Genomic DNA, 26,453 nt, shown 5'->3' with positions numbered 1-26,453 from the left:
TTTTCTCCGAGGAGGCGTTATGTCCTATGGGTCGATCGTGGGTCCCGGAAGCACACTGGCCGCTACCGGCCTGGCCACCGGGCAGGTATGGCTGGTGGTCACCAGTGTCGTCGCCGTGCTGACGGGGGCGACACTGGTCAGGGCATCGTTCCGGCGTGGTAAGGGCCCGGTCGAGCGGTGACCCCGCGCACCTGCGCCGAATCGGCAGCCGCGAAAGCCGTACCCAAGCGATGGCCGGGCGTGGCGCCGCTGCCCCGCGCCTGGCACGCCTCGTCCTTCGGCCTCGCTCTGTGGGGAGCGGTGCCGCTGACGGTGTTCCTGGCCTGGGGAGTGGCCCACGTGTACAGCACGGTCGCGGCGCTGGCAGGCGGGAGTCAGGATGCGGTGGTGCCGTGGCTGGTGTCCTTCCTGCTGCTGTGGTGGGTGCCGCTGTCCTGGCTGGAGAGGCCCCGCACCGCCTCACCCGAGGCACAGGCCGCACTGGACCGGCTCAAAGTGACCGTGCAGATCCCGGTGTACAACGAGGACACCGCGGCATTGCGCAGCTGCCTGCACTCCCTGCTCGTACAGACCCGTCCCGTGGACAGGATCCGGGTGGTCGACGACGGCTCCGTACACGGGGACGGCACCCCGATGGCCTATGACGAGGTCCGCGCCGAGCTGCTCGAACGCGCCGGTGCCCGCGGGGTCGAGGTCACCTGGGACCGCACTCCCAACCGGGGCAAGCGGTACGCCCAGATGCACGTTCTGGCCACGGACGACGCGGACATCTTCGTCACCCTCGACAGCGACTCGGTCCTCGACCCCGAAGCGATCGCCGAGGGGCTGAAGCCGTTCGCGGACGCCGGAATCACCTCCGTCGCCGGTCAGGTCGTCGTGCTCAACCACGACGCCGGCCCGCTGACCCGCATGATCAACCTGCTCTACCTGCCCTTCACCCGCGGACTGCGCTCCGCGCAGTCCGTGCTCGGTCGCGTCACCATCAACTCCGGCACGCTCGCCTTCTACCGGGCCCACATCGTCCGCGAGGCGGCCGGCGCCTACGAACACGAGACGTTCCGCGGCCGGCCGATGCAGATGAACGACGACTCCATGCTCACGTTCTACGGGCTCCTGGCCGGAGACACCGTCCACCAGCCCTCCTCGCTCGTCTTCACCCTCGTCCCCGAAAGCTGGTCGCACTATCTGCGTCAACAGATGCGCTGGATGCGCGGCACCACCGTCCGCCACCTGTGGTGGCTGCGCTACATGCCGCTGAACGGCATCGTCTTCTGGAGCACGGTCGCGGAGTACGTCCACCTCGTGCTCGGCATCGCCATCCCCGCCGTCATCCTCGCCGACCCGGACCTGCGTGCCCACACCGGCAGCCTCGTCCTGGCCGGCGTGGTCATCGCCACCGCCATGAGCTACCTGATGGCGCTGCGCCTGTTCACCGTCCACCGCACCGACATGCGCCTGCGCCAGACTCTGCTCCTGTTCGCCCTCGCCCCGCTGACCTCCCTCTGGCGGGTCCTGGTCCTGCGACCGCTGTACATCTACGCGATGGCCACCTGCCACCGGGTCAGCCGCTGGGGCACCCGCGAAGGCGTCGAAGTGACCCGCCCCAGCTGTCGGCAACAGGCCTGAAAGCTGCGGCAGTTGACGAAGGCGGGGCGGGCGCCGGGCTGCGTCGCGCTTCGCGTGTTCGCGTGTTCGCTGGTTCGCTGGTTCGCTGGTTCGCTCTACTCTGCAAGGTGAAGGCCGATTCGAGCGGCGTGCGGAGGACGGTAGTGCATGCCGCACGCCGACCGCAGGGCGGTGAACAGCCAGCCGGTGAACAGCCAGCCGGTGAACCGCCCGCCGTTCTCGGTCAGGGCCTCGTCGGGCAGGGACAGTACGCACTCCGCGAGGTAACGGGCCCGCTCGGCGGCGGTCCGGTACGTCCCGTCCTGCGCGGCGGGGGTGCCGGGGCTGGGCTCGTCGGTCTCCTCGACCGTCGGAGGCGCGCCGAACCGCTCGCGCACCGCCTCCCCGGCGGTGGCCGCGGCGGCCCGGAACGCCAGCGCATGAACGTAGAAGTGCAGGGCGACGAAGTCCCGTATGAGGGTCCACACTGTTGTCCCGTGTTCCAGTGGTGACGGCGGGTCGTCCGGGCTCTGTGCGAACCGGGTTGTTCCGGTTCCGGTCCGTCCCGCACTCCTGCCGGTGACCTCCGACTCCACCACCCGGGAAGCCCGCACCACGTACGCGGACGTACTGGCCGACCGGCGCTTCCGGGTGCTGCTGGCCGCGGGGGCCCTGGTCGCCCTCGGCTCACTCGCCGACCGGGTGCGGACGCGCCGCCGACCGCGTGGTCACCCGTGCCCGGCGCCCGCCACGGCGGGAAGCGGACACCCCGTGTACGGGACGGTGACGGCTCATGCGTTCACCGCAGAAGCTTCGCCCGGCGACAGTCCTTCGCCGACCTCGGCGCGACCGGCAAAACTGACCCGCGCCCACCGGCCGTAGACCACCGCACTCGGGGGCCACCCACCCATCAGCCGGTGTGCACGACGCTACGCTTCAGGCCAGTACGACTATGCGTTGCTCCACCCGGCTGTGCTGGAGTACGAGTCGACCAGGTCCACCACGAAGACCAGGGTCGAACCCGCCGGGATCAACGGTGAGGGTGACTGATTGCCATAGCCGAGGCGCGGGGGAACGATGAGCTCGCGCCGACCACCGACCTTCATCCCCCGCACTCCCCGGTCCCAGCCCTTGATGACCCTGCCACCGCCCAGGGCGAACTTGAACGGCTCCCCCCGGTCCCAGGAGGCATCGAACTGTTTCCCGGACTCAAAGGTCACCCCGACATAGTGGACCTTGACCACCATGCCGGGTTTCACCTCGGCCCCGTCTCCGACGATCAGGTCCCGGATGGACAGCACGGCAGGAGCGTCACCTTCCGGTACATCGACCTCGGGTTTGGTCAGTTCACTCATCGCCGTCCCATCATTCTCCGTCGGGGTCCTTGTCGAACCAGCCAGACACATGAACACGTTCTCACTGGTCATCGATGCATCTTCCATGACCGCGAGGCGCACCGGACGCTTACAGACCCGCGACGGAGCCGTGCGTATCGCCCTGAGGCCCAGCCCCTCCAGCGTGTCGGCAGCGGAATCACGGGAACAGTTGTGGACATGCACAACCGGCGACGAGAAGGGGGTGCGGCTTGAGCGTGCAACACGGACGCGACTGGACGCGCATGACGCCCGACGAATTCGACCAGGACGCCGAGCTGCGTCCGGGCATCGATTCCGGTCCTACCGCCATACCGGCCGTACCCGACGAGCTCGGCACGCAACCGCTGTTCGGCGACGAGCAGATCATCTCCTCCCACCGCGGGCAGGAGCGCCGCACGGCCGCCCCCGTCGGCCAGGGCGTCCTCTTCTAGGCATCCACCAGGCATCCACGCGGCATCCACGCGGCCGGGAATGCACCTAGTCGGACCGCTGGCACGCACCTACCGTGCGCCTGAGGACGGGCCGCAACACGCGGCAGCACGGCGTCGCGGTGAGCGCACGCCGCGTTCAGGGGCTGGCAGGAGGCCACCATGGTGCAGAGCAGCATCGAGCAGAAGTTCACCAGCCTGTTCGGTTGGTTCGACCGCAACGGCGACGGCTATCTGACCCGTGACGACTTCCAGGACATCGGCAAGGTGTTCGCCGCGGTGGCACCGCAAGAAGGTGAGAAGAGCGCGCTGCGCGAGGCGTTCATGGCTTGGTGGGATGCCCTGGGGGAGGCCGGAGCGCCCGACGCGCAGGGCCGCGTCGAGCCCGCCCGGTTCATCACAGCCATGCGGTCCCACGTCGCCGCCGACGCCAAGACCGTCGAACATCTGGTGATGCCCGTCATCGACGCCCTCATGCGGGCCCTGGACACCGACCGGAGCGGCACACTCACCGCTGACGAGTACGTCCGTATGTATGACGCGCTCGGCATCGACCCGGCCACCTCCGGCGCGGCCTTCCAGCGGCTCGACCGCAACGGCAGCGGCACCATCACACACGACGAGTTCCGCACCGCCGTCGAGGAGTTCTACCTCAGCACCGACACGGAGGCCCCCGGCAACTGGCTGCTCGGCTCGCCGCTGCCGCAAGGGTGAGCACATCGGCCGGCCTGTTCCACGTGCTCGGCCCCGCGTCCGTTACTCGCTCTGCCGGGTGCCGGTCCGGGGGGCCGACGCTTCCATCTGTCCGTACAGGTGGCGCGGGCGCATCAGGTGTCCACGGGTTGAGGCGTTCGGCAGCGGCCGTGTCGCCGTCCTCGACGGCGCGCAGGATCCTGTCATGGTCGCTGTCGACCTCGCCCCACTGCTCGCGTGCGATGCGGTCGTGGTGCGGACGGCCGCTCAGGACCTCGTTGACGGGCCGGGGTCGCACGCGACTCCCCGCTGGCCCGGCGGCGACGCAACCATGTCGAGCAGCGAGCCCACCGGCTCTGCGGGCTGGTGCCGGTTACACCCTGCTCAGTTCGTACAGGTCCCAGGAGTCGGGGTCGCCGACGTACTGGTAGAGGGTGGTCCGCTCCCGCGTGCCGCCCACGTTCCAGGACGGCCATTCACACTCTGGGAGGTCGACGTCGACCTCCTGGCTCCAGGGGTCGCCGCCGGCCACGTAGGTCCATGTCCCCTCGCCTGTGCACGCCTTCGCCACGACGGTGAAGTCCTCGTCGAGCTCGTGCTCTTCGACGCCGGACGAGGTGACCCTGCCGTCCGCGGTGAACGTCAGCGCTGCGCCCGTTCCGTCGGCCCAGGTGCCGACCAGCGCCGCTGGGGAGATCGTCGGCGGGCGGTACGCCTGGAGGACATCGGTCTGGAAGGCCACCGCACCCAGGGCTCCGACGCCGATGGCGGCCAGTAGGCCCCACGCCGCCACCGCGCGAAGCGGTTTCCGCCGCCGCGACCGGCCGATCAGGGCCGGGACGGTGAGCGTGACGGTGGCAAGGGCCCACGAAGCCAGGGCCGACTGCCGGTCCACAGGGTCGGTGAGAGCGGCTCCTGCCAATATGGGTGCCAGGAGGGCCGCCACGATCAGCGGTACCCACCACCAGGCATCACGGCCGCCGGACCTGCGCCCCGGTCGCCTGCTCAGCCGGACCGTGGGAAGCACGAAGGCCACCGAGATCACGGCTGCGAGGACGGCGCCCGCCGCCGCCAGGAAGGGAAGAGCCAGCACTCCGAGGGCGTAATTGCCGCCTGTGTTGGGCGACTCCAGCGTCTGGCCGTACAGCACAGCCGCCTCGAGGGCGAGCACCGCCTCCACGAACAGCGTCACCATCGACACCCAGAAGATTCGGCTGGAAGAAAGATCCCGTCCCACAGTGAAGCCCCCTCGTGACGCGCCGCATGGACACGGCCGCTCACCGGCCGATGGCGGCAGCCGCAATGATGCCAGGAATTTTGAACGGGTTCAAAACTGGCCCGCTGATCCGCTACGACACCGAACTCTCCAGCGTGCGGCGGCCCAACAGCACAAGGACGGTCGGGGACAGCAGACACAGACTCCGGTGACCCCGGTGGCCAGGCAGCTCACTGGACCTGAATGGGCTTTGCACGGGCCAGGCATGTGTCGCGGACGGCACCGAGCCGGCCGTCGGGAAGATCGAGCGTGTCCTGACCGACGACCCGGCGATGGGTGTCATCCGTCACGTCGGCGCCGGGTACGAGCACACGGCGGAGGCCACCGACGCCTGCGGGGAGCGGGTGCGGATGCCGACGCGCGAAAGCTGCGCGTGGCACCCGAGCGCGGAGGCTGGGGGCAGGCCATTCCGGCACGGCGGACGGATGGCAGAGTGGGGGAGTCCCGCTGAAAGCGTCCCGCACGACCGGAAGACCAGGAGGCCCGCCCCACATGCGTCTGATCCTCATCCGCCACGGCCAGACCCCGTCCAACCTCAAGCACCTCCTGGACACCACGATGCCCGGCCCCGGCCTGACGCCACTGGGGCAGGAGCAGGCCGCCGCGCTGCCCGAGGCGCTGGCGGGCGAGGCGATCGACGCGCTGTACGTCTCGACACTGCTGCGCACCCAGCTGACCGCCGCCCCGCTGGCCGCGGCGCGGGGTCTGGTGCCGGTGGTGCGCGAGGGGCTGCGGGAGCTGATCGCGGGTGAGCTGGAGATGCGCGGCGACGACGAGGCGGCCACCCTCTACATGACCACGGCGTTCGCCTGGTCGGCCGGTGACGTCGAACGCCGGATGCCCGGCGCGGAGAACGGCACGGAGGCGCTGGGCCGCTTCGACGCCGTCGTCGCCGAGGCCGCCGGTTCCGGCGCGGGCGCGGTGGCGATGGTCAGCCACGGCGCCGTGATCCGCACCTGGGTCGCCGCCCGCGCCGTCAACATCGACGTGGCGCACGCGGCCTCCCACCCGCTGGCCAACACCGGCGTCGTCGTCCTCGACGGCTCCCCCGCCGCCGGCTGGCGCTGCCTGCTGTGGGAGGGCAAGCCGCTCGGCCCGTCCTCCGGGAGCCCGGAGGCTGACGGCCCGACGGGCGAGCCGGTGACTGCCTGACGGCCTGACCGGCTAGAGCCCCTTCACGTTGTCGCCGAAGGTCCAGTTCTTCGAGCCGTCCCAGTTGATCGACCAGGTCATCAGGCCCTTCAGCGCGCCGCCGTACGTGTTCCACGCCTGCTTGACCTGGCTGGGCGTCATGTAGCCGCCGCCCGCGCCGGACTGGGCGGGCAGGCCCGGGACCTGCTTGTCGTAGGGAACCTTGATGGTCGTGCCCTGGATGACGAGGCCCTTGTCCAGGCAGGTCGTCTGGGCGGTGAAGCCCTGGACCGTGCCCGCGGAGTAGGAGTCGCCGGAGCAGCCGTACATCGAGCCGTTGTAGTACTGCATGTTGAGCCACCACAGACGGCCGTTGTCCGCGTACTTCTTGATGATGGGCAGGTACGCGCCCCAGATCGAGCCGTACGTGACGCTGCCGCCGGTGACGTAGGCGGTCTCGGGGGCCATCGTCAGGCCGAAACCGGCCGGCATCCGGGCGAGGATGCCGTCGATGATGCGGACCAGGTTGGCCTGGGACGTGGACAGTTGGGAGATGTTGCCGCTGCCGGTGAGGCCGGTCTCGATGTCGATGTCTATGCCGTCGAAGTTGTACTGCTTCAGGATCGGCACGATCGTGGCGACGAACCGGTCGGCGACCGCGGTGGAGTTGAGGTCGATGCCGGCCGTGGCGCCGCCGATCGACATGAGGATCGTCTGGCCCGCGGCCTTCGCCTGGCACATCTCGGCCGGGGTGGCGACCTTCACGCCGGTGTCCATGCCGTTCTCCCGCAGCGCCGTGCCGTCGGAGCGGATCACGGGGAACGCGGCGTTGATGACGTTGTAGCCGTGCTGGGCGATCGCCGGGTTGGTGATCGGGGTCCAGCCGAACGGGGGGTGGACGCCGTTGGCGGCGCCGTCCCAGTTCTCCCAGTAGCCCTGGAGGACTTTGCCGGACGGCCTCGGCTTGGTCGCACAGGTGTCGGCGGCGGGGGCCGCCGGCGCGGTGACCAGGAGGGTGGTGACGGTCGCGGCCGCGGTGAGGGCGGCGGCGAGCAGGCGGGACGTGCGGGGGCTGCGCGGGCGGAACAGCATGGGGGCTCCCGTGGGGTCGCTGAGCGCCGGACATGAGCGCCGGACAGGGGTGGGGTGTCTGGATGTCGCGAGCATGACGCACGGTAAACAGGTCCAGACCTTTCGTCAATGGGTCTGGACCAATCACGCCTGCGGGCACAACTTCTCTGTGCGGGGCGGGAGTTCGGCCCGCAGCCGGTCCCGGCACTCGTGCATCACGTCCCGGACGCCGTGCGGTCGAACCCACCGACGCACATGCCGAATCCGGGTCTTGTCCCGGGGCGGCGGGTGTCATGGGGATCGGCTCGCGTCGATGTGCCAGGAGTGGACCGACAGGGTTGTGCCGTCGTACACCGGCTGCCGCGCCCGCGACCACACGGGGGGTGTGTGCGCACGGCGAGACGTACCCACGTCTTGTCCCTTTGCCCCTTGCCCCCTTGCCCCCTTGCCCGCGACGGCGTGGTGGCGTGGTGGCGTGTCGTGGCGAAGCGGACCGGCTCCGTATGCCGGGGCAGGGCGATGCCCAGGCGTGGCGGAAGCTGCGGCTCGGCGAAGCCGTCGGCGCGCGGTCGTCGGCGACACCGTGGCTGCGGCCGGGCCGCGGCGCCAGGGCGAAGGGGACGCCGGCGTAGAAGCACCGACGCCGGCCCCGCCAAGGCCGGTCGAGGACGGCCCGGACCTCGCCGGGGCCGTGCCCCTCGACGGGGCCCCGTCAGGCCCGCTTCCCGCTCCAGGCTGTTCGCCGGCCGATGAGGCACAGGTACCGGCGGGGCATCAGCATGTCGTCAGCCCTGGCCGGTCAGCCAGGAGCCGCCTCCGGGCGGCGTCGCCGGAAGCGGACCCGGCACGGCGCGGTGACGGCCCGGGGAGCGAGACGGGTCACCGGTCGGGGCACGTCGATCAGTTCCATCTCGTAGTGGCGCAGCAGCAGGGTCAGACAGGTCTTGATCTCCAGACGGGAGAAGTGCTGGCCCAGACACCGGTGGATGCCGGAGCCGAAGCCGAACAGCCGCTGGGAGGCTGTGGGGTCCTCCGCGTACCGGTCGGGGCGGAAGACGTGGGGGTCCGGGAACTCGTCCGGCATCCGGTGCACGAGGTAGGGCGAGGTGAGGACCAGGGTGCCGCGCCGCAGACGGCGCTCGCCGACCAGGGTGTCCTGGGCCGTCTTGCGCGCGATCAGGATGGCGAGCGGGTTGAGCCGCTCGGACTCGTACAGGACGTGGTCCATGCGGGTCAGCCGGTGCAGGCTTTCGACGGTCAGGGGCGCGTCGGGCGGCAGGTGGTCGCGCTGTTCGGCCAGCAGGGCGGGGTGGTGCTCGGGCCGGCGCAGCAGGTCGGCCAGGGCCCACGCGAGTTGCCCGGAGGTGGTCTCCCCGGCGGCCCACACCAGTCCCAGTGCCTGGTGGACCGAGGCGCTGTCGGGTACGGGGGTGCCGTCCGCGTAGCGGCTTTCGACGAGGGACTGGAGGAAGTCGGGCGCGGGCAGCGGATGCGCGCGCCGCTCGGCCAGACAGCGCAGCGTGAGCTTCTGCAGATGTCTGCCGGCGGTGCGGCTGCGCCAGGTGCGCAGCGGGTGCAGGGCGGGCGGCAGCAGAAAGCTGACGTTGCCGGAGAATCTCTCGAACGATTCGAGGTCATCGGCGAACAGCGGCCCGAACTCCTCGCCGAAGAAGCAGTCCACGATCATGCGCAGGTTCAGTTCGCCGCACACCCGGACCAGTTCCAGCTCCCCCGAGTCGCCCATCTGAGCGATCAGTTCCCGCGTCCGCCGTTCCATCACCCCGATGTACGTCCGCAGCGGGCTGCCGCGGAAGACGGGTGTGAACAGCGCGCGCTGGCGCCGGTACTCCTCTTCCTCGGCCATGAAGTAGAAACCGGTACCGAACATCGAGCGCAGGAAGGGGTAGGCGGCGGAGATCGACAGCGCGGTCTCGGGCTGGAGGAGCAGTTCCTTGCGGTGTTTCGGATGGAGCACCACGACCATCGAGGTGCCCGCCAGGTTCAGTCTGAACAGCTGACCGTGTTCGGCGTAGCCGCGTTCGAGAACGTTGACGGTGTCTCGCATGAAGGCGGGCAGGTGCCCGACGAGAGGGAGGGCGCCGGAGACCAGCGGGACGGCCGCGGCGGGGCTCGGGGTGGCGGGCATGGTGCTGATCACCCTTCCCGGGCGGGTTTCGAACCGGCTCGGTGACCGTTCGCACGCAGGTAACGGCCCAGCGCGCACAGGGGGAAGAGCAGCCGGTAGAGGTGATAGTTGAGCGGCAGGTCCCCGGGGAATCCGGTGCCGGTGTACTCGGGCTCGTCCCAGGTGCCGTCCGTGCGCTGGGTACGGGTCAGCCAGCCCACGCCGCGGTGGACGGCGTCGCTGTCGTGTTCGCCGGCGGCGAGGAGCCCCAGGAGCGCCCACGCCGTCTGGGAGGCGGTGGAGGGGCCCCGGCCGCGCCAGGAGGGGTCGGTGTACGACTCCCACCGCTCGCCCCAGCCGCCGTCGGGATTGGCCTGTGCGGTCAGCCACTGCACGCCGCGCCGTACGGCGGGGTGGTCCGGGGGGACTCCGGCGTCGATGAGGGCGGGCAGGACCGCCCCGGTGCCGTAGACGTGGTTGACTCCCCAGCGGCCGTACCAGGAGCCGTCGTCCTCCTGGTGGCGCAGCAGCCAGCCGACGGCGCGGCGGACGTCCGGGTGACCGGTGTGGCCGGTGGCCGCCAGCATCTCCACCACGTGCGCGGTGACGTCGGCCGACGGCGGGTCGGTGACCTCGCCGAAGTCGCAGAACGGCAACCGTGCGGGCCAGCGGCTGGTGTTGTCCGCGTCGTACGCGCCCCAGGGGCCGCCCTTCGACTGCATCCCCAGGTTCCAGCGCACGGCGCGGTGCACGGCGGAGGCCACCCGCTGCGGCTGTGGGTGCCGGACTCTGAGCAGGGCCAGAGCGGCCTCGGCGGTGTCGTCGGTGTCGGGGTAGTTGCGGTTGTGGAAGCCGAAGGACCACCCGCCGGGGGAGAGGCGGGGACGGCGTACGGACCAGTCCCCGTGTGAGCGGACCTCCTTGGCCAGCAGCCAGTCGGCGGCCCGGACGAGGGCCGGGTGGTCCGGGGCGAGTCCCGCGTCGGTCAGTGCGATCACGGCGAGGGAGGTGTCCCACACCGGGGACTGGCAGGCCTCGACCCAGCGCTTGCCGTCCCCGGTGCGCACGGTGAACGCGTCCGCGGCTCGCAGAGCGTTGCTGAGCACGGGGTGGTCCAGGGGGTAACCGCACAGGCGCAGCGCGATGATCGAGTAGACGAGGGGTGGCTGGATGCCGTTGAAGCAGCCGTCCGCTTCCTGGCGCTCGATGATCCAGCCGACCGCGGTCCGGATCGCCGTTCTTCGCAGAGTGCGTGGTACGAAGCGGCGCGAGCGGTGCAGGGCGCGGTCCAGGCGGCGGAAGGCGCCCTCCCAGGAGAGCAGCGGCGCCTTGCCGACCGGCGGCTGCGGGCGCGCTGCGTCCACGTGGAGCTCGTCGATGGCGAACGGGGCCGGGACGACCGGCCGGTGGGCGCAGACGATCGTCAGCGGCACGATGGCCTGACGGGCCCAGCAACTGAACGAGTACAGGTTGAGTGGCATCCACTTGGGCAGGAAGATCAATTCTGGTGGGAGTTCGGGCAGGTCCTCCCAGCGCCACCAGCCGAACAGGGCCAGCCAGATCCGGGTGAAGACCCTGGCACACGCCACGCCGCCCTGCTCGCGCACCCAGTGCGAGGCGGCGGCCATGTGCGGCGCGTCCGGCGCGTCGCCGTCGAGCCGCAGCGCGATGTATCCCTCGATCGTGGTGGAAAGGCTGCCCGGGCCGTCGGTGTGCGTGGCCCAGGAACCGTCCGCCCGCTGTTTGCCGCGGATCCAGGCGGCGGTGGCCCGGGTCTGCTCCGCCGTACGGATGCCGAGGAACTCCCGCAGCAGCAGATCCTCCGTATCCATCGTGACGTTGGTCTCGAAGTCGCCCTTCCACCAGCCCTCGGAGTGCTGGCGGGACAGCAGGTGGGTGACGGCGCGTTCGGTGCAGCGGGCGGCGGTCTCCGCCTCCCCGCCTTCCGTCCCGGCCGTCTCCGCCGGGGCGGAGGGGCCTGGCTCCGGCCGGGTATCGGTCTCAGCAGACACAAGTGCTCCTCGTGGGTCGGCACGTGCCGTGCCGTCGTACCGGGATGTGACCATCGTGTGAGGCCGGGCTCCGGACGGCGACTGCGGCGGTTCGCGTACGTGGGCCGTCTGGCGGCAGTGCGGAGAACGTCGGACCCGGCTCTACGGCCGCCCCTTCAGTTCTCACGGCCGCCCCTCAAGCTCCCCGCCGTGCGGTGACGGAGTACTTGCCACGGCGGGGGAGGGGCGCGGGAGCCGGGTGGCGAAGCGGCGTATGCAGGGCTGTTCGACGTGTGTGTAGAGCAGCCAGGAGGCCGCCAGCGCCACCATGAGCGAGACAGTGGCGGCCGTGGCCGGGCCCAGCATGCCGCCCCCGTACCGCAGGACGGTCGCGATCACCGTGGCGTGCACGAGATAGAAGGCGTACGAGAGCTCACCGAGGAGAACCAGGACCGGCATACGCAGGACGGATCTGCGTTGACGTAGGTCCAGTGCCGCCGTCGCACGGACCAGCAGGGCGACGGGGACCACCGTGACCGCCGCGAGCAGGAACGGCGCGGGGAGCACGGCGATGCCGGCGAAGAGGGCCGTACACAGCAGCGCGGCGGACGGGACGGTTCCGACCCGGACGGGCAGGCCGCACACGTGCATGCGGGCGAGAATCATGCCCAGGACGAACTCGGGCAGCCTGCTCGGCGGAAAGAGGTACACGAGCAGCATCTGTGCTCCGGTGACCGTTCCCGGCAGGGACGCCTGCCGCAACGGCGGCCCGCCCAGGGCCAGCGAGAGCAGCGGTACCGTCCAGGCCGCCAGCGCGACGCTGACGGCCGCGGCCGTCAGCCACCGGGCAGGGATCCGCACGACCCATGGCAACAGCCACGGGAAGAGCAGATAGAACAGCAACTCGCACGTGAGCGACCAGGCGACACCGTTGCCCCCCAGTACGAAACTCGGCAGCGGTACGAGGGTGTGCACCAGCAAGGCGTTGGCCATATCACCGAGCGCCAGGACGCCGTCAGAGACGCCGAAGCCGGGCCGGGGCATTCCGACACACCAGAAGAGCGCCATGACGAGCAGCCAGACCACCCAGTGGTTGGGATAGATCTTGACGAGCCGACGGCGCCAGAAGCTCCTGGCCGAGTCCGCTTCCCGTGCCGAAACGGTCAGGACGAACCCGCTCAGCACGAAGAACAGCGAGACGCCGACGGGGCCCAGCAGGAAGAGGGCCGGCCTCGGCCACCCGGCGCTCCGCGCGGCGTCGAGCGTCGCGACGTGGCACACGAACACACCTGACGCGGCGACGAAACGCAGACCGGTCAGGGAGGGCAACGACACGCACGTGACCGCGGACGGCATGGCCAGCAACTCCCGGAACTTTCGGAGGAGACCAGCCCAGCGGCCGGGGGCGGGCACTGTCTGCCCGACGCGCGGCGACTCACCCCATCGGACGTGCGGAAACAGCCGAACGACGGCTCCAGAGGTGTAGCGAGCGCCCCTCAAGCCCGGATGGGCCTCTTGGCGGCTGAGCCGTGTCCGGACCCTTCCGGCGCGGCCCTTCCGGCGCGGCTCGGCAGTTCGCGGCGTGGCCCCGCCACGGGTGCGGGCCATCCTGTCCGCCATCCTGTCCCGTTGTCCGAGAGGATCCGGCGCCGGGCGTCATCGTGGCCGGGGTGTGATCCGGGTTTGCCGGACTGCCGAGTATGCGGATGGTCAGGCAGCGTCAGCATGTCCCGAGGTGCAGGCGGAAATCGTCGGGCGCCCAGTCGAGTTCGGGCGCGCTGCTCTCCGCCGCGTCCGGCCACGGCGGTCGACCGGCGGGCGGTGTGAGCGATTCCGCCCTGCGGAAGTGCAATCACCGGTTCGCGATACTTCCGCAGCCGCCGCGCCCCGACAACTTGGCGAGGCTGGTTCAGGACCGCACAGCTCCCAACCACGAGCATGTGGCTACGAAGAGCAGGTGGCTAGGAATCTTGGTCCTTGCCGGGGGAGACCGGGAAGGACGCCTCGTCGTGGTCCGTGCCGTCGGTGATCCACCATCTGCCCTCGCCGAAGAGGGCCAGTTCCGCGCGGCCGTCGCCGTCCCAGTCGTTGATGGCGATGAGCGCGCCGTCGACGCCCTCGCCGCCCGGCACCGAGCGCTTGGTGGCGCGCCAGGGCTTCGACCCGAGCCCGTGCTCGGAGCCGCCCCGCAGTACCTCGAACCGCGCGTCCCCCGCCTCTTTCTTCCTGGTGAGCTGTACGGCCAGGTCGTCGCAGCCGTCGCCGTCGAAGTCACCGGCGGCGAGCCTGCTGCCGAAGCCCTCCTCGAAGTCGCCGCCCTCCATGGTGATCCACTTATCCGGCTCCTTCCCGTAGCGGACGGTGACCTGGCCTCGCCGGTGGGGTGTGTCGGCCTCGTCGTAGCTGTCGACGAAGCTCCGGCCCATGGCGATGTCCTGGCGCCCGTCGCCGTCGAAGTCGCCGAAGACGACGTTCTCGCCCTCCGGCAGCCGCTCGGCCTCCTCGCTCAGGCCGCTGCCGGTAGGGGCGCCTCCGGTGAACAGCAGAGGCGGGTCGTACGGGGAGTCGTAGAGCGCGAGGTCGGTGGCGCGGTCGTCGTTCGCGTCCCCGGCGACCAGCGCGGGTGTCGCGCCCTCGCTGACCGGGCTGGGGGTCTCCGCGGTCCGGGCGGGGGCGCCGGAGCGCTTGAACGGTCCTTTGAGGACGACCACGGCCCGGTCCTCGTTCGCGTCCCGGTGGACCGCGAGGTCGGTGTGGCCGTCCCCGTCGAAGTCGCCGGCGATCGGCGCGGTGTAGTAGCCGCTGCCCGGCAGCGGGACGCGCCCGTGAGCTCCGTCGGCCCGCGGGCCCTTGGGGCCTCCCCACAGGATCTGGGCGGCGCTGCTGACGACGAGGTCGGCGTGGCCGTCCTCGTCCAGGTCGGCGACTGTGGGCTGCCACGCGTCGTCGCCCACCTGGATGTCGTCCGGCACACCGAGGTCGTCCTGGGTGAGGACGGTCGTGCGGTCGTGGTCCGGACCGTGCTCGGAACCGGGCACGACGACCACGTCGACCTTCAACGACCGGGAGATCTCGTGCACCAGATCCGTGTAGCCGTCCCCGTCGAGGTCGGGGCTCGCGGGCGGTTTCTCGCTCGCCGCTTCGACGGGTCGACAGGGACTGTTGGGCACCGAGCGCACGCTGTCGGACGGGAGGAGGACGAGGCACGCCGCCACTGCCGCCGCCACTACGAGGAAGGCCGTTACGGCGTGCCATGGGCGCAGGTGGCGGAGGAGCGGACCGCCTGCTTTCGAGAAGTGCATCAGCCCACTTCACGGGCGTGGACGCGGCCCGCACAAGGAAGTGGATCATCTTGTTACGGGGATGATGCACGACGGTCCTGCCCCCGGGCTGCCCATGAGGAGTCTGCGCCGTCTTGCCACCACGGGCGCCTCGGTCACCCGCTCGGCGAGTCGGGCGAACCAGGAGTACCACGGCGACGACGAGCACGGTCAGCGAAACAGTACCGATTCCGCGGCTGAGCGCCGGATGCGTACGGTCGAGACGGGCGCGGCGCCCTTCGGCGGAGTCGCGGTCCGATGTCCGACGGAGTCGAGCTCGGGGCGTCAGTGTTGGGCGTCGGTGCCGGGCGTCAGTGTTGTTGCGGGGTGATGTGAAAGACGGGGCGGCTGGGGGCGATGCGGTGTAGATCGTCGTCGGTCGCTTTCGGCCCGACGTCGGGGAAGAACACGCGGACCTCCGCCTTCCAGCGCTTCATGTAGGCGCGCAGCAGTGCGGGTTTGTCGTCGTCGGCGATCTCGGTCGCGGTGAACGGCACGGTCTTCTTGCCCAGGCGCAGTTCCCCGCGGCCCGCGGCCCGCAGATTGTGGGTCCATTGGACGTGACCGCGCGGAGCGAGGAGGTAGGTCTGCCCGTGGGTGGTCAGCACGTGGACGGGCGTGTGGCGCGAGACTCCGCTCTTTCGGCCACGGACGACCAGGATGCGGATACCCCAGAGGCTGATTCCTCGGCGGCACAGCCAGATGACGATCGGATTCGTGACGTGCACAAAGAACCAGCCGGGCTTCTGCAGGTGTGTGTGCGCGGACATCCGGGGCTCCCTGAGGGAGTGATCTTTCGAGAGCGCTGCTCTCGCTTGGTGGCAGTGTGTGCGCGGCCGGTGCTCCGCAGCAAGGGCACTGCGCTGTTTTCGGTGCGGTGCTCAGCTCGACTTCGTCGGGAATCCGGGACGGCCGCGACGCTGTCGTGGTGTTGGTCCGGTCGAGGGTCAGCGGGCCTGCCGGAGTGGGCAGTCGGCCCTGTGCCCAGGCTACGTCGCCGGGGTGGGGCCTGACCTCCCGGCCGGTGTACCCGGGCGACGTCGGACAGGCGACCAGGAGCTGGTGCGTCAGGGCCGGCAGCACGCCCGTGGACCACCCGTGCGCCATGCTCGCGCAGGCGCCCTCGTAGAGGGAGCCGCCGGGGCCGATGCCTCTGTCGGTGTCCCTCGGGCGCAGCGGCCTTGGGGGTCCGCGCGGGGCGAAGCGTTCTGCTTCGTCTTCCGAGGGTGAGACGCTCTCTGGAATGGCGGCGAGGCAGCGGGAGTTGCCTTGCCGGACCGTCGGCACCCAGAGGACGGGTGCTGGAGCCGTGTAGTCGGCGACATGGCTCCAGCCGTAGCCACCGCGCGTGTCAGCGCGGCGCGGTAATGACGGGATGGCGCGGATGACGGCCCGAGTGGGACGGTGCAGGTGGCCTCTCCCGCCACCGTCCGACACACCGCCGGGTCTGTTCCACGCCGTGCACTTCGGGCCCGGCACCTGCGGACAGGCAACAGGACCTGAAGGGCACGGCACGGGCTACGGCCCGGTCATCTCAGGAGAGTTGCGCACTGTCAGGAGGTCGAGACCTGAATCAGCCTGTGGTCGGAGAGACCGCCATCGATGACGCTGCAGGTGTAGGTGAGGTTCTGCGGCCCGAAGATGTAATCGATCTTGTTGTTGCCGTCGGTGGGCTCACCGGTGTGAGGAGAGGCGGGCGTCTTCTGGCCGCACTCCTGATGGTCGTCGTAAAGGCTTGCCAGGTAGGAGACGTCGTTCGTGGTGGTGTTGAGGTCGCCACCGATGTAGGTGGAGTAGCCCGCGGCTTCGATCTTCGCCGCCAGTGCGTCCATGGTTGCGGCCTGCTTGGGCCGGAAGAGGTTGTCGCGGTCGGTGTCGTCTCCAGCGGGCTTGCCGTTGGCGTCGGTGTAAGGGCCGCTGCTGAAGTGGGCGTTGCAGAAGGTGGTGCCTTCGTCCGGGACGGCCGCGCAGAGCATCGGCCGTTGCTCCTTCTTGATCTCCGTCTTGTCCTTCTTGTCCGGCGAGGGCAGCACGGTACCCATGTACCACGTGTTGCTGTCCGGAACGGCGAGGGCGATCCCGAAGGAACCCCGGTCCGCGTGGTCGGAGCCGTCGTTGCAGGTTTTCTGAGCCTGGATCACGGTTCCGTCGGTGCCGGTGGCCACATTGTAGTAAGTAGGCATGAACCGCACATCCAGCGGACCTGCCCACTTCTCCAGTTCCAGCTCCAGAGGTTTCGCCGTCTTCTCGCAGATCTCCTGGAAGAAGATGGCGTCAGGCCGCTTGCTGCCCAGCGCGGAGTGGAGGGCGGAGGACACCTTGCCGGCGGCCGTGGCGGGCGGGGCGAACTGGAGCCCGCAGTCGACGGACCTGTTGTTGTTGGCGCAGATGTTCCACGAGACGACATCCTGCGAGCGCGACGCAGGCTTGGAGGGGGCAGGAATCTTGTCCGCGTAGCCGCCCTGCGGGCCGACGGATTCCAGGGTGAAGCGTTCCCAGGAGCCGAGTTCGGAGGGGTCGGTAAGGGCGCGTAGCAGTCCGTAGTCCTCGTAGGTACCGAGTTCCGCCTTCACGTACTTGCCGTTATGGGCGAGCAGGCCGAAGGTGCCGCCTGCCAGCGGCGTCAGCGTGAAGCGCTCCCAGGCGCCGGTGACCTCGCCCCGGGTGCGCAGCAGGTGTCCGCTGGCCTCGTCCTCCGCGGTGACATACCTGCCGGTGGCCTCGGAGCGAAGGCTGACGGTGGTTCCGTACGGGTCGCTCGCGCCCTGGACGTAGTCGGTGTGCAGGGTGAACAGCTCCCGACCTTGCGGGAGCGTGGCGTCGGGGTTGGCCCGGAGTTTCATGTCGCCGCCTTCCCCGGCCTTGACCGTCACGTAATAGCCGTTGACCTTCAACGCCCATCGCTGTCCCGCTGATGAGGGTGGCACCTCCGCGTCGGCTGCCGTCGACGGCGTGGCCAGTGTCATCACGGCGATGACGGCGGTCACCACAGCCGTCAGGAGAAGTCGTATTCGTCTCACTGTCGCTCTATTCTCCGAAAGGTCTTCGCATCCGAGGTGGATGTGCGAGTGATGGAACTCGCCGAGCATATAGATCAGTTACACGAACCTGTGAGCGGTTTCCCGGTGGCTGTCGCACCACGGATCCGCCGGGCAGCGGTGCCGTGGTGCCGCACCGGCAGACGGCCAGCGAGCACGACCATCAGCCGGGCCAGGCCGCCACACGCGTGTGCCCGCTGCCGCGGCGACATCACCGCGTCATCGATGCAGCCGAGCCGAGAACAGCCTCGGCAGTGATCCATGGCGGGTACGGTGCTTGCCATGTCCTACATGGTCGTCTGTCTTCGGACCGCCTGAGACTCTGTCTCCGTAGTCGCTCAGCGACCGGCGCCGACCGAGGAACCCGCAGGAGACCGCCGTGGTCTCACCGGACCGCAGGCTGGAGCGCGCGGGTCGTGGTGGTGGGCCGGGTCGTTCGCGGTGACCTGTTCGCTGGTAGCCGCATTCGGGGTGCAGGGCAGCGGTACGAGGTTGGGGCGCGGCGGCGACCGCACGGAGGCGGCGATGAAGCGGGCATCAGCTGCGACACGGCTCGGTTGCGACCTGATGAAGCGCGGGGCGGCCCACGGCATGAGTCACGAGCGTATGACCATGCGCTTCAACCCGAGTCCGCGCGTAGCGCACTCACCGCGGACCGATGGCCGTTCCGGCGACTCCTCAGGCTCGGGAGGCGACGGCTTCACAGGCGGCTGCATCAGCCTGATCGTGCTGCTCATCGAGGTTCCGGTGACGTTACTGCTGGGCCTCATACTGAGCCTGCGTGGTGGATGGTCCAACGCACACACTTCAACCGCGCCCCCGACGATGGACTGGCTCCCGACTCTCTGGCTGGGCGGGGTCACACTGGCCGTACTCGTGGTCGCCATCATTTTCCTGCGCTCGGGACATCCCTACGCCGGAACGGTCCAACTGCTCATCGCGGCCATGGCGTTGGTCTTCGCGCTGTCCGCATGGCACGACGCGTACGACCGCGCCCATCCGGCCCCGCTGCCCACATGCCCGACAAGGGCCGGAACGCCCTGTGCCGCTACGGATCGGTGACCGTCCGGCGGGGCACACCGGCCAGGGTTGATGTCATCGAGCTGGTGGCGGCGCTGGTCGGTGAGCGCGCCCGTCGGCGATCCGACCTGTTCCCGGGCTTCCCGGCGGGTGGCGATCCGGTCGGCGAGTTCGGCCGCGTCTTGCAGACGGCTGGCCCCTTTCTCACCGGGTAGTCGTCCCACATGGCGCTGGCTGGGGGCGCCGACGTGGCGTGCGAGGCCGCCGGGGGGACCTCGGTCATGCCGGCGGGCATCGCCGCCCGCGCTCATCCATGCCAGGATCCGAGGATGGAGACCACCGACGTCACGCGTGCGATCAAGGCCGCGATTTCGGTCGCGGCATGGCTCGACCTGCCGGTCCATGCCCATGACGCAATCGTTCTTCACAACTCGAACAAGCTGGCACTGCGGCTGTCACCATGCGATGTCTTCGCCCGGGTCGCCCCCGCGGGACAAGAAGTCGCACAGTTCGAAGTCGAGCTTGCTCAGCGGCTTGCCGAAGTCGGATGCCCGGTGTGTCCCCTGGAGCCTCGGGCGGACCCGCGTGTGTACACGCGCGATGGCTTCACAGTGACGCTGTGGACCTACTACGAGCCCGTGACACCTCACCTCGCACCAGGCGACTACGCCAAGGCGCTGGAACAGCTGCACGCCGGCATGCGCAAGGTCGATGTGCGGAGCCCGCGGTTCACGGACCGGATCACGGAGGCGCAGAACATTGTCGCCGATCCGGCCCGCTCGCCGGAGCTCACCGACGCCGACCGCGCATTCCTCAGCGGCCGGCTGGCAAGCCTGCGACGAGCGGTCCACGACCGCGGCGCCGTGGAGCAACTGCTCCACGGCGAGCCGCACCCCGGCAATGTGCTCAACACGGAGCACGGCCCCCTGTTCATCGACCTTGAGACGTGCTGCCGCGGCCCCGTCGAGTTCGATCTCGCCCATGTTCCCGAGGCGGTTGCCGACCACTACCCAAGCGTTGACCAAGGGCTGCTGGACGAGTGCCGGCAGCTCGTCATCGCGATGGTCGCCTCGTGGCGTTGGGAGCTTGGCGACCAGTTTCCGAACCGGAAACGATTCGGAAAGGAATGCCTGCGCTTGCTGCGCGAAGGGCCGCCCTGGCCGACCCTCGACAAGGCGATCAGGCGCCTGGAGGGTCCGTGAAAGCGCCGAAGGGCACGTGCGTGGGGAAGTGTCGAAACCGGGCCGGGATCATCTCCCAGCCTCACCATGCCCTCACCATGTTTCGTCTCCCCGGAGGAGACCGGCATGAGGGCGGAGTGGCTGCCCGATGCTCAGCGGCGCCGTGCGGCAGCGACCAGTACGACGGCGAAGGCTGCGACGATCACCAGCCAGCCACAGCACGAACGCGCGGACCGGGGCGGCCGCCTAGGTGAGCTGGCAGGCATGGGTTTAGATGAGCGGCTATGACCAACGAAACGCCTTCTCGTCCCAGCCGCCGGTCCCTGCTCGCGTGGACCGGTACCACCGCGCTGACCGCCGCGACCGTCTCCCTGGGTGCCGGACCGGCCTCGGCTGCCACCTTCCCCGCGCCGGGCTCCGCCCTCCTGGTGCCGTCCGCCCGGATCGACCTGAACAGCCCCTCCGAGAGATGGATACGTGAGAAGACCACCCGCGACGTCACCATCATCCAGGCGCTCGGCTACGACAACGCCAACGGCCACATCTATCTGGCACAGGTGACGCAGGGGGGCCTGCAACTGGCGGGCGAGAGTGGCCCGGTGAGCAGCGCCGACCGCAATCGCCGCGGTGATCTGACGATCACCAAGTGGGACATGGAGGGCAACACCCTGGGCTATATGTACCTGCGCGGCTTCGGGCACGGCGGCAACATCGGCGTCGAACCGGTCGGCAGCGGCGCCTACCTGTGGATGGAGGCCGACGGCGTCGAAGTCACGGACGTTGCGGGCAATCTCTCCAGCCGCGGCACCCGCCTGGCCCGCTTCCCGTTCGCCAACGGCCAGGTCCTCGACACCACTTCACCCACCCTGGCCAAGTACACACCGGTGGCCGGCTCCACGCACAACAGCGCCACCGTCGACCCGGTCTACGGCCGCCTCGCCATCCGCTACCTGGACACGGACAAGGTCTTCAAGTTCCAGGTCCACGATCTGGACCTGGCCCGCCTCGGTGTCTGGAGCCAGCCGCTGGCGACCATCAGCCAGCCGTCCCTGACCGCCCTCCCCGGCTGGCCGCTGACCACCTACGGGAGCCCTTACCTGCAGGGCTACGCCGTCGTGGGCCGCTACCTCTACATGCTGCACGGCAACTCGTACGGCTCGAAGCAGACGATCGACGGCCAGGAAGTAGTGATCTCGGAGCCGGGCGTCGGCAACACGTTCCTGTCCGCGGTGAACCTTGCAACCGGTGCCTTCGACCCCGCTCCGCCAGCCCCCTTCGACAAGGACGTCAACCCTCTGCACACCACAGCGGCCTACAGCCTGATCTTCCGTGAACCCGAGGGCCTGGGCGTCCGCGTTCCAGACCTCGCCCGGCCGGACGTCTTCGGCCTCGGCATGGGCTTCGCCTCGGACGACGCAGGAAAGCGGAAGGCGAGCATCTACGGCAAGACCGGCCTTATCCGATCTGCCTGAGCTCCGGGGGCGCAGGTGAGGTGAGCGCGAGGACCGGTGGACACGCCTCGCTCCGCGCACAACAATGAAAGTACTCTTTCGAAAGGAGTCTTTCAGATGGCGGACGGACAGGCTCCACCGCCCCGGCGGCGGATAAAGGACTCCCGGCAGCTGCGGGCCCTCGCCCACCCTCTGCGGCTGGCGCTGCTGCAGTACCTGATGGCGGTCGGGCCGCGCACGGCGAGTGAGTGCGCGGCCGAGGTCGGGTCGAGCGCCTCCAACATCAGCTGGCATCTGCGGCATCTGGCCCAGTACGGCCTGGTCGAGGCGGCGGACGCCACCGACCAGCGCGAGCGCCCCTGGCGCGCGGCCCAGGTCGGTCTCGACTTCGGTGAGATGAGCGCGGATCCCGCCACCATGGCCGAGCAGGACGCCCTCATCGCAGGCGGCCTCGCGGAGGAGGACGAACTCACCCGCCGTTTCCTGGCCCGGCGCGACACTCTCGACCCCGAGTGGCTCGCCGCGGCCCGGCTGGACAACTACGTCCTGCGCACCACTCCGCAAGAGGCCCGGGAGCTGGCGGAGAAGATCGATACCCTGCTCAGGCCCTATCTGGCCACCGTGCGGGACGATCCGCCGGAAGGAGCCGTGCTGGCTTACACCGGGGTGCGCCTCTTCCCGAGGCTTGACGCGGCGGGGCGACACGAATGACCGGCCACGGGAAGGCCGTCCGGCATCCGTTACGGGACGCGGCGTTCGCCCGGCTGTGGATCTCCGGGCTGCTCACCGAGACCGGCAAGTGGGTGCTGCAACTGGCGCTGCCGCTCTATGTGCTGCAACTGACGCGTTCGGCTCTCATCACGTCCGTCGTCGCCATGCTGGGGCTGCTGCCGAGCCTGGTCGTCGCCCCGGTCGTCGGCGCCCTCGTCGACCGCTGGGACCAGCGCCGCTTCCTGGTCCTGGTGAGTGTGGGGCAGGCGGCGCTGCTGCCGTTGCTGCTGCTGGTCGACGGCCCCGGGGACCTGTGGCTGGTGTATCTGGTCACCGGGGCCGAGGCGGCGCTCACCGTCGCCTTCGAGTCGGTGAAGAACGTCACCCTGTCGACCATCGTGGCCGAGGAGCAACTGGTCAGCGCCAACGCAGCGATCGGTCTCAACGTGTCGCTCGGCCGGCTCGTCGGCAGCCCACTGGGCGGTCTGCTGCTGAGCACGGCGGGACTGCCCCATGTCCTCGCCTTCGGTTCGGGCGCCTTCCTCGTCGCCGCCGTCCTGGCCTCGACGATCCCGCCGAGCACCGCCGTGCGCCGGGGGAGCGGCGCGGGCACCCGGTTCTGGCGCGGTATCGGCGAGGGCCTGCGCACCTTGCGTGACGTGCCCACCTTGCGGGGAACCTTCGTGTGTGTGGCGCTGCTGGCCGTCGCCCAGGGGATGTTCGTCGTGCTGTTCCTCCTCTTCGTCACCGACCTGATCCACGGCGGCGACGCGCAGGCCGGTCTGCTGCGCGGTGTGCAGGCGGTGGGCGGCTTCGCCGGGACCGCGACCGCCGGGCTGCTGACCCGGCGCCTGGGGGCGTCCCGTCTGCTCAGCGTCGGTGTCCTCGTGTTCGGCGCAGTCAGCGCGGTCACCTGGAACCTGTCGGTGGCCTCGCTCGGCCTCGGCGTCCACGTGGCGCTGTTCACCGCCGCCGGTGTTCCCGCGGTGTGGCTCGCCGCGGCCTGGCTCTCCCTCATCCAGGAGTCCGCGCCCCTGTCCGTACGCGGTCGGGTCATGGCCTCCGTCCTCGGGCTCTCCGACGGTCTGCAGGCCCTGGGCATGCTCGCGGCCGGTGTGCTCAGCGGCGTGATCGGAACCCTCCCCGCCCTGAACGTCCAGGCCGCGCTGATCCTGGCAGCCGGTTTCCTCGCCCTCAAACTGCTGCCCGGCACTCGCACATCCCGTACGCCCGCGCTCAGGAGCGACGGCCCGGCCCCGGCAGCCGGGGACGGCGGTGGCTTCGTGGCCGCCACCCGCACGTCCTTGCGCGACGAACAGCGCTGAGCGCCGCACACCTCCCGCAGAAGCCGCGGGCACAGGCGGATTCAGGCAGATGCCGACCGATGCTGCCCGCGAAACTGCCGGAAGGGGGTCCGGGCCCTGTTTGACTCCCGTACTCCCGTACTCCCGTACTCCCGTACTCCCGTACTCCCGTACTCCCGTACTCCCGTACTCCCGTACTCCCGTACTCCCGTACTCCCGTACGCGATCGAGCTGTTCCGCGCACCTCCGGCGCAGCGCCTGGGACACGAGTCTGTCCGTGCATAAGACGTGCCGGAGCCAGGGCGTGGAGAGCAGCCCGGGGTCGCGCTGGAAGTCCATGACGGTGGCGCGGAGCCGCTGACAGGCGAGGAGCCGTGCCATCGGGTCGGTGACCTCCTGGACTGCCACGGTCGCCCCGGCGTACAGCGGCCAGGTTGCTGTCGGTGTGATCGGTGTGATCGGTGTGGTCGGTGGGCTGTGCGGCGGGCCGCGGCCGGGTGCCGGTCAGGGTTTGATGCCGATGCCGGCCAGCAGGCTGATGTCGGCGTCCTCGGGTTCGGTGCCGTCGGGGGGTGTGGTGGGGCGCCAGCGGTGACAGCAGCAGATGCCGGGGGCGATCAGGTCCAGGCCGTCGAAGAAGCGAGCCACATCGCTGTGGGAGCGGAACTGCACCGGTGTTCCGGCCTCGGTGTAGGCCTTGGCTACGTTGTTCCACCTCTCGGGGTCGAAGTCGGGGGTGCAGTGGTTCATCGCCAGGGCGCTGCCGGGCGGCAGGGCGTCGAGGAGGCGGCGCACGATGGCGTAGGGGTCGTGCGGGGCGGTCACGAAGTGCATGAGTGCGTTGAGGGAGAGCGCGACGGGCCGGTCGAAGTCCAGGACCTCGGCGTCCTTCACGGCGTCGATGAGGGTGTCGGGGTCGGTGACGTCGGCTTCGACGTAGGCGGTCTGTCCCTGGGCCGTGCTGCGCATGAGTCGTTCGGCGTATTTGAGGACGAGAGGGTCGTTGTCGGCGTACACGACGCGGGTGTCGGCGGCGACGGACTGGGCGATCTGGTGCAGGTTGGGCTCGGTGGGGATGCCGGTGCCGATGTCGAGCCACTGGCGGATGCCGTGTTCCTGGGCCAGCACGCGGGTGGCCCGGTGCATGAAAGCCCGGTTCTCGCGGGCCGTCACCGGCAGCCCGGGATGGGCCTCGGCGGCGAGCAGGGCGGCTTCCCGGTCGACGTCGAAGTGGTCCTTGCCGCCCAGGAAGTAGTCGTACATCCGTGCTGAGTGTGCTCTGCTGGTGTCGAGATCCCGGCCGTGCTGCCTGGTCATGTGCGGCCTTTCGCGTGCGGGGTGGTCGTTTCGCAGGTCTGGGGAGCAGGACCGGTGTCGGCGCCGCCGACGGTCCTCGTCACCTTCGGGCCGCTGGGTTCACCCGGTGGCCAGGTGATCGGCCAGGCCTGCCTTGACGCCGCGCACGAACGCGGCGATCTCTTCGGAGGCGCAGATCAGCGCCGGTCCGGCCGGGTCGGTCGACTGCCGCAGGGCCACCCGCCCGTCGGCGAGTCTCTTCGTCTCGACGCACTGGCCGCCGTTGGGCCCGCTCCAGGGCCGCACCCAGCCCTGCTCACCGAGCTGGAGGGCGGGCATTCCGTTGTAGATGTCCTCGTCGGTGTGGATCACGTGTACTCCTTGCGCATGCGTTGCAGCAGTTTCCCGCTTTCCCGGGAGGAGGTGAGCAGTGCCAGCCGGGAGTGCGCCTCGAGGTGGGCGACGACGTCCGGGCGCTGGTCCAGGTAGACGGCGGCGGACAGCAGTTCGCTGTAGACGATGTCGGGCAGTTCGGGTTCGGCGAAGCGGAAGTAGGTGAACGGGGCGCACGCTCCGACGTGCGCGCCCGCTGCGAACGGCACGATGTCGACGCTGACGTGGTCGAGTGCGGAAACCTCAAGCAGCCGGTCGATCTGGTCGCGCATCACCTCGGGGTCGCCCACTTCCCGGTGCAGGACGGCTTCCTCCATGACCACCCACAGCGTGGGTGCGTCCTTTCCCTCCAGCAGATGCTGGCGGCGCAGCCGCAGCTGCACACGGCGCTCGATCTCCGCATCGCTGCCGTTGGGCAGCCCGCCGCGCAGTACGGCGCGGGCATAGGCGGGGGTCTGCAGAAGACCGCTCACGTACTGCGGCTCGTAGGTGCGCAGGGTCTGTGCACCGGTCTCCAGGCTGACATAGGCGGTGAACCAGCCGGGAACCGCGTCGCGGTAGGAGTGCCACCAGCCCGGCTTGTTCGCCTGCTCGGCCAGCTCGACGAACTCCTCGATCTCGCGGTGCGGCGCGCCGTAGGTCTCAAGGAGCTTCTCCACATACAGCGGCTTGAGGGCGACCTCGGCCTTCTCCAGACGGCGGATCGTCAGGGACTTCACCCGCAGGGCCTTGGCCGCGTCCTCGAGCGAGGCGCCGGCCGCCAGCCGCCTCTCCTGCAGCCGGCGGCCCAGGATCATGCGCAGGACGGTCGGCGCGCTCGTACCGGATCGGGCTTCGCTCACGTGCCACCTCCTGAGGACTTGTCAACGCCACTAGTGTGACCGCGACTTGTTGTAGACGCCAGGGTGATACCCGTCCGCTGAAATTATCAGGAAGCCGGTTGCAGGGTGAGGTGATCACGCGCATAGTCGGCATGTGCGCGGCCATGCCCACCGCCCTGACACAGCCTCCGGCCACCCGGCCGGAGGCCGGCTGCCAACGCC

At 69.8% G+C, this 26,453-nt stretch carries 25 protein-coding genes and 1 pseudogene; 13 read left to right on the top strand and 13 right to left on the bottom strand.

Translation table 11 applies throughout. The features are described 5' to 3' along the window. Positions 1 to 19: 19 nt before the first annotated feature. Both ACH4RC_RS14235 and ACH4RC_RS14230 read left to right on the top strand, forming a co-directional pair. Positions 20 to 181, top strand: a complete 162-nt coding sequence (locus ACH4RC_RS14235; protein WP_398199703.1) for a hypothetical protein — start codon at positions 20 to 22, stop codon at positions 179 to 181. Further along, positions 178 to 1,626: a glycosyltransferase gene (locus ACH4RC_RS14230; protein WP_398199701.1), complete on the top strand. Its 1,449-nt coding sequence runs from the start codon at positions 178 to 180 to the stop codon at positions 1,624 to 1,626. Before ACH4RC_RS14235 ends, ACH4RC_RS14230 begins: the two co-directional genes overlap by 4 nt. Before the next feature lie 95 nt (positions 1,627 to 1,721). On the opposite strand, the gene ACH4RC_RS14225 is transcribed toward ACH4RC_RS14230, so the two are convergent. Next, complete coding sequence (locus ACH4RC_RS14225) at positions 1,722 to 2,093, bottom strand: hypothetical protein (protein WP_398199699.1); 372 nt, start codon at positions 2,091 to 2,093, stop codon at positions 1,722 to 1,724. Positions 2,094 to 2,184: 91 nt separating this feature from the next. Between ACH4RC_RS14225 and ACH4RC_RS14220 the strand changes: the two genes are divergently transcribed. After that, positions 2,185 to 2,487 (top strand): hypothetical protein, encoded by a 303-nt coding sequence (locus ACH4RC_RS14220; RefSeq protein ID WP_398199696.1) that lies wholly within the window; start codon positions 2,185 to 2,187, stop codon positions 2,485 to 2,487. A 68-nt stretch (positions 2,488 to 2,555) separates the two neighbouring features. On the opposite strand, the gene ACH4RC_RS14215 is transcribed toward ACH4RC_RS14220, so the two are convergent. Then, positions 2,556 to 2,960, bottom strand: a complete 405-nt coding sequence (locus tag ACH4RC_RS14215) for an FKBP-type peptidyl-prolyl cis-trans isomerase (protein ID WP_398200493.1) — start codon at positions 2,958 to 2,960, stop codon at positions 2,556 to 2,558. Between the two features lie 230 nt (positions 2,961 to 3,190). On the opposite strand from ACH4RC_RS14215, the gene ACH4RC_RS14210 reads away from it, so the two are divergent. Then, the gene (locus tag ACH4RC_RS14210) at positions 3,191 to 3,412 is read left to right on the top strand and encodes a hypothetical protein (protein ID WP_398199693.1); all 222 of its coding nucleotides are present in this window, start codon (positions 3,191 to 3,193) and stop codon (positions 3,410 to 3,412) included. A 159-nt stretch (positions 3,413 to 3,571) separates the two neighbouring features. Then, positions 3,572 to 4,123: an EF-hand domain-containing protein gene (locus tag ACH4RC_RS14205; protein ID WP_398199690.1), complete on the top strand. Its 552-nt coding sequence runs from the start codon at positions 3,572 to 3,574 to the stop codon at positions 4,121 to 4,123. A gap of 352 nt (positions 4,124 to 4,475) precedes the next feature. Here the strand turns inward: ACH4RC_RS14205 and ACH4RC_RS14200 are convergent, their stop codons facing one another. Further along, a complete protein-coding gene (locus tag ACH4RC_RS14200) occupies positions 4,476 to 5,297 on the bottom strand; it encodes a hypothetical protein (RefSeq protein WP_398200490.1) in 822 nt (273 codons plus the stop codon). A gap of 278 nt (positions 5,298 to 5,575) precedes the next feature. Between ACH4RC_RS14200 and ACH4RC_RS14195 the strand changes: the two are divergent. Both ACH4RC_RS14195 and ACH4RC_RS14190 read left to right on the top strand, forming a co-directional pair. Further along, positions 5,576 to 5,743, top strand: a pseudogene (locus ACH4RC_RS14195) (hypothetical protein); the annotation flags it as partial. A 127-nt stretch (positions 5,744 to 5,870) separates the two neighbouring features. Continuing rightward, the gene (locus tag ACH4RC_RS14190) at positions 5,871 to 6,530 is read left to right on the top strand and encodes a histidine phosphatase family protein (RefSeq protein WP_398199687.1); all 660 of its coding nucleotides are present in this window, start codon (positions 5,871 to 5,873) and stop codon (positions 6,528 to 6,530) included. A 12-nt stretch (positions 6,531 to 6,542) separates the two neighbouring features. Here the strand turns inward: ACH4RC_RS14190 and ACH4RC_RS14185 are convergent, their stop codons facing one another. The 7 genes from ACH4RC_RS14185 to ACH4RC_RS14155 form a co-directional block, all read right to left on the bottom strand. After that, the gene (locus tag ACH4RC_RS14185) at positions 6,543 to 7,601 is read right to left on the bottom strand and encodes a chitinase (protein WP_398199684.1); all 1,059 of its coding nucleotides are present in this window, start codon (positions 7,599 to 7,601) and stop codon (positions 6,543 to 6,545) included. A gap of 778 nt (positions 7,602 to 8,379) precedes the next feature. Further along, the gene (locus tag ACH4RC_RS14180) at positions 8,380 to 9,726 is read right to left on the bottom strand and encodes a cytochrome P450 (protein WP_398199681.1); all 1,347 of its coding nucleotides are present in this window, start codon (positions 9,724 to 9,726) and stop codon (positions 8,380 to 8,382) included. An 8-nt stretch (positions 9,727 to 9,734) separates the two neighbouring features. Next, the gene (gene shc / locus ACH4RC_RS14175) at positions 9,735 to 11,771 is read right to left on the bottom strand and encodes a squalene--hopene cyclase (RefSeq protein WP_398199679.1); all 2,037 of its coding nucleotides are present in this window, start codon (positions 11,769 to 11,771) and stop codon (positions 9,735 to 9,737) included. A 108-nt stretch (positions 11,772 to 11,879) separates the two neighbouring features. After that, complete coding sequence (locus tag ACH4RC_RS14170; protein ID WP_398199676.1) at positions 11,880 to 13,052, bottom strand: acyltransferase family protein; 1,173 nt, start codon at positions 13,050 to 13,052, stop codon at positions 11,880 to 11,882. A gap of 605 nt (positions 13,053 to 13,657) precedes the next feature. Further along, on the bottom strand, positions 13,658 to 14,998 hold the full coding sequence (locus tag ACH4RC_RS14165) for an FG-GAP repeat domain-containing protein (RefSeq protein ID WP_398199673.1): 1,341 nt from the start codon (positions 14,996 to 14,998) through the stop codon (positions 13,658 to 13,660). Between the two features lie 329 nt (positions 14,999 to 15,327). Then, a complete protein-coding gene (locus ACH4RC_RS14160; protein WP_398199671.1) occupies positions 15,328 to 15,786 on the bottom strand; it encodes a nitroreductase family deazaflavin-dependent oxidoreductase in 459 nt (152 codons plus the stop codon). A gap of 783 nt (positions 15,787 to 16,569) precedes the next feature. Next, positions 16,570 to 18,006: an endonuclease/exonuclease/phosphatase family protein gene (locus tag ACH4RC_RS14155; protein ID WP_398199668.1), complete on the bottom strand. Its 1,437-nt coding sequence runs from the start codon at positions 18,004 to 18,006 to the stop codon at positions 16,570 to 16,572. 573 nt (positions 18,007 to 18,579) lie between these two features. Between ACH4RC_RS14155 and ACH4RC_RS14150 the strand changes: the two genes are divergently transcribed. The 6 genes from ACH4RC_RS14150 to ACH4RC_RS14125 all read left to right on the top strand — a co-directional run bounded on the left by ACH4RC_RS14150 (position 18,580) and on the right by ACH4RC_RS14125 (position 23,742). Continuing rightward, a complete protein-coding gene (locus ACH4RC_RS14150) occupies positions 18,580 to 19,116 on the top strand; it encodes a DUF6234 family protein (protein WP_398199667.1) in 537 nt (178 codons plus the stop codon). Continuing rightward, positions 19,071 to 19,289, top strand: coding sequence for a hypothetical protein (locus ACH4RC_RS14145; RefSeq protein WP_398200547.1), 219 nt, complete (start codon positions 19,071 to 19,073; stop codon positions 19,287 to 19,289). The genes ACH4RC_RS14150 and ACH4RC_RS14145 overlap by 46 nt, the downstream gene beginning before the upstream one ends. Before the next feature lie 114 nt (positions 19,290 to 19,403). Beyond that, positions 19,404 to 20,276 (top strand): phosphotransferase, encoded by an 873-nt coding sequence (locus ACH4RC_RS14140; protein WP_398199663.1) that lies wholly within the window; start codon positions 19,404 to 19,406, stop codon positions 20,274 to 20,276. Between the two features lie 263 nt (positions 20,277 to 20,539). Next, the gene (locus ACH4RC_RS14135) at positions 20,540 to 21,727 is read left to right on the top strand and encodes a teichoic acid biosynthesis protein C (protein ID WP_398199660.1); all 1,188 of its coding nucleotides are present in this window, start codon (positions 20,540 to 20,542) and stop codon (positions 21,725 to 21,727) included. Between the two features lie 96 nt (positions 21,728 to 21,823). Then, positions 21,824 to 22,417 carry an ArsR/SmtB family transcription factor gene (locus ACH4RC_RS14130; protein ID WP_398199659.1) on the top strand — a complete coding sequence of 198 codons (594 nt, stop codon included), beginning with the start codon at positions 21,824 to 21,826 and terminating at the stop codon, positions 22,415 to 22,417. Continuing rightward, on the top strand, positions 22,414 to 23,742 hold the full coding sequence (locus tag ACH4RC_RS14125) for an MFS transporter (RefSeq protein ID WP_398199656.1): 1,329 nt from the start codon (positions 22,414 to 22,416) through the stop codon (positions 23,740 to 23,742). The genes ACH4RC_RS14130 and ACH4RC_RS14125 overlap by 4 nt, the downstream gene beginning before the upstream one ends. Before the next feature lie 483 nt (positions 23,743 to 24,225). Here ACH4RC_RS14125 and ACH4RC_RS14120 read toward each other — a convergent pair whose 3' ends face one another. The 3 genes from ACH4RC_RS14120 to ACH4RC_RS14110 all read right to left on the bottom strand — a co-directional run bounded on the left by ACH4RC_RS14120 (position 24,226) and on the right by ACH4RC_RS14110 (position 26,252). After that, a complete protein-coding gene (locus ACH4RC_RS14120; RefSeq protein WP_398199653.1) occupies positions 24,226 to 25,038 on the bottom strand; it encodes an SAM-dependent methyltransferase in 813 nt (270 codons plus the stop codon). Between the two features lie 99 nt (positions 25,039 to 25,137). Next, entirely contained in the window at positions 25,138 to 25,356 is a 219-nt protein-coding gene (locus tag ACH4RC_RS14115; protein ID WP_398200487.1) for a DUF397 domain-containing protein, read from the bottom strand. Between the two features lie 29 nt (positions 25,357 to 25,385). After that, the gene (locus tag ACH4RC_RS14110; RefSeq protein ID WP_398199652.1) at positions 25,386 to 26,252 is read right to left on the bottom strand and encodes a helix-turn-helix domain-containing protein; all 867 of its coding nucleotides are present in this window, start codon (positions 26,250 to 26,252) and stop codon (positions 25,386 to 25,388) included. Between the last annotated feature and the right edge of the window lie 201 nt (positions 26,253 to 26,453).

This window comes from Streptomyces sp. NPDC016845, from assembly GCF_044332585.1.
Taxonomy (GTDB): Bacteria; Actinomycetota; Actinomycetes; order Streptomycetales; family Streptomycetaceae; genus Streptomyces.
This window is presented reverse-complemented; position numbering and strand designations above follow the sequence as displayed.

Excerpts from the sequence above, each read along its gene's own strand:
- ACH4RC_RS14235 (WP_398199703.1), top strand. The coding sequence starts at position 20 with ATGTCCTATGGGTCGATCGTGGGTCCCGGAAGCACACTGGCCGCTACC.
- ACH4RC_RS14215 (WP_398200493.1), bottom strand. The coding sequence starts at position 2,960 with ATGAGTGAACTGACCAAACCCGAGGTCGATGTACCGGAAGGTGACGCT.
- ACH4RC_RS14205 (WP_398199690.1), top strand. The coding sequence starts at position 3,572 with ATGGTGCAGAGCAGCATCGAGCAGAAGTTCACCAGCCTGTTCGGTTGG.
- ACH4RC_RS14200 (WP_398200490.1), bottom strand. The coding sequence starts at position 5,297 with ATGGTGACGCTGTTCGTGGAGGCGGTGCTCGCCCTCGAGGCGGCTGTG.
- ACH4RC_RS14190 (WP_398199687.1), top strand. The coding sequence starts at position 5,871 with ATGCGTCTGATCCTCATCCGCCACGGCCAGACCCCGTCCAACCTCAAG.
- ACH4RC_RS14185 (WP_398199684.1), bottom strand. The coding sequence starts at position 7,601 with ATGCTGTTCCGCCCGCGCAGCCCCCGCACGTCCCGCCTGCTCGCCGCC.
- ACH4RC_RS14180 (WP_398199681.1), bottom strand. The coding sequence starts at position 9,726 with ATGCCCGCCACCCCGAGCCCCGCCGCGGCCGTCCCGCTGGTCTCCGGC.
- shc (WP_398199679.1), bottom strand. The coding sequence starts at position 11,771 with ATGGTCACATCCCGGTACGACGGCACGGCACGTGCCGACCCACGAGGA.
- ACH4RC_RS14170 (WP_398199676.1), bottom strand. The coding sequence starts at position 13,052 with ATGCCGTCCGCGGTCACGTGCGTGTCGTTGCCCTCCCTGACCGGTCTG.
- ACH4RC_RS14165 (WP_398199673.1), bottom strand. The coding sequence starts at position 14,998 with ATGCACTTCTCGAAAGCAGGCGGTCCGCTCCTCCGCCACCTGCGCCCA.
- ACH4RC_RS14160 (WP_398199671.1), bottom strand. The coding sequence starts at position 15,786 with ATGTCCGCGCACACACACCTGCAGAAGCCCGGCTGGTTCTTTGTGCAC.
- ACH4RC_RS14150 (WP_398199667.1), top strand. The coding sequence starts at position 18,580 with ATGAAGCGGGCATCAGCTGCGACACGGCTCGGTTGCGACCTGATGAAG.
- ACH4RC_RS14145 (WP_398200547.1), top strand. The coding sequence starts at position 19,071 with ATGCCCGACAAGGGCCGGAACGCCCTGTGCCGCTACGGATCGGTGACC.
- ACH4RC_RS14140 (WP_398199663.1), top strand. The coding sequence starts at position 19,404 with ATGGAGACCACCGACGTCACGCGTGCGATCAAGGCCGCGATTTCGGTC.
- ACH4RC_RS14135 (WP_398199660.1), top strand. The coding sequence starts at position 20,540 with ATGACCAACGAAACGCCTTCTCGTCCCAGCCGCCGGTCCCTGCTCGCG.
- ACH4RC_RS14130 (WP_398199659.1), top strand. The coding sequence starts at position 21,824 with ATGGCGGACGGACAGGCTCCACCGCCCCGGCGGCGGATAAAGGACTCC.
- ACH4RC_RS14125 (WP_398199656.1), top strand. The coding sequence starts at position 22,414 with ATGACCGGCCACGGGAAGGCCGTCCGGCATCCGTTACGGGACGCGGCG.
- ACH4RC_RS14120 (WP_398199653.1), bottom strand. The coding sequence starts at position 25,038 with ATGACCAGGCAGCACGGCCGGGATCTCGACACCAGCAGAGCACACTCA.
- ACH4RC_RS14115 (WP_398200487.1), bottom strand. The coding sequence starts at position 25,356 with ATGCCCGCCCTCCAGCTCGGTGAGCAGGGCTGGGTGCGGCCCTGGAGC.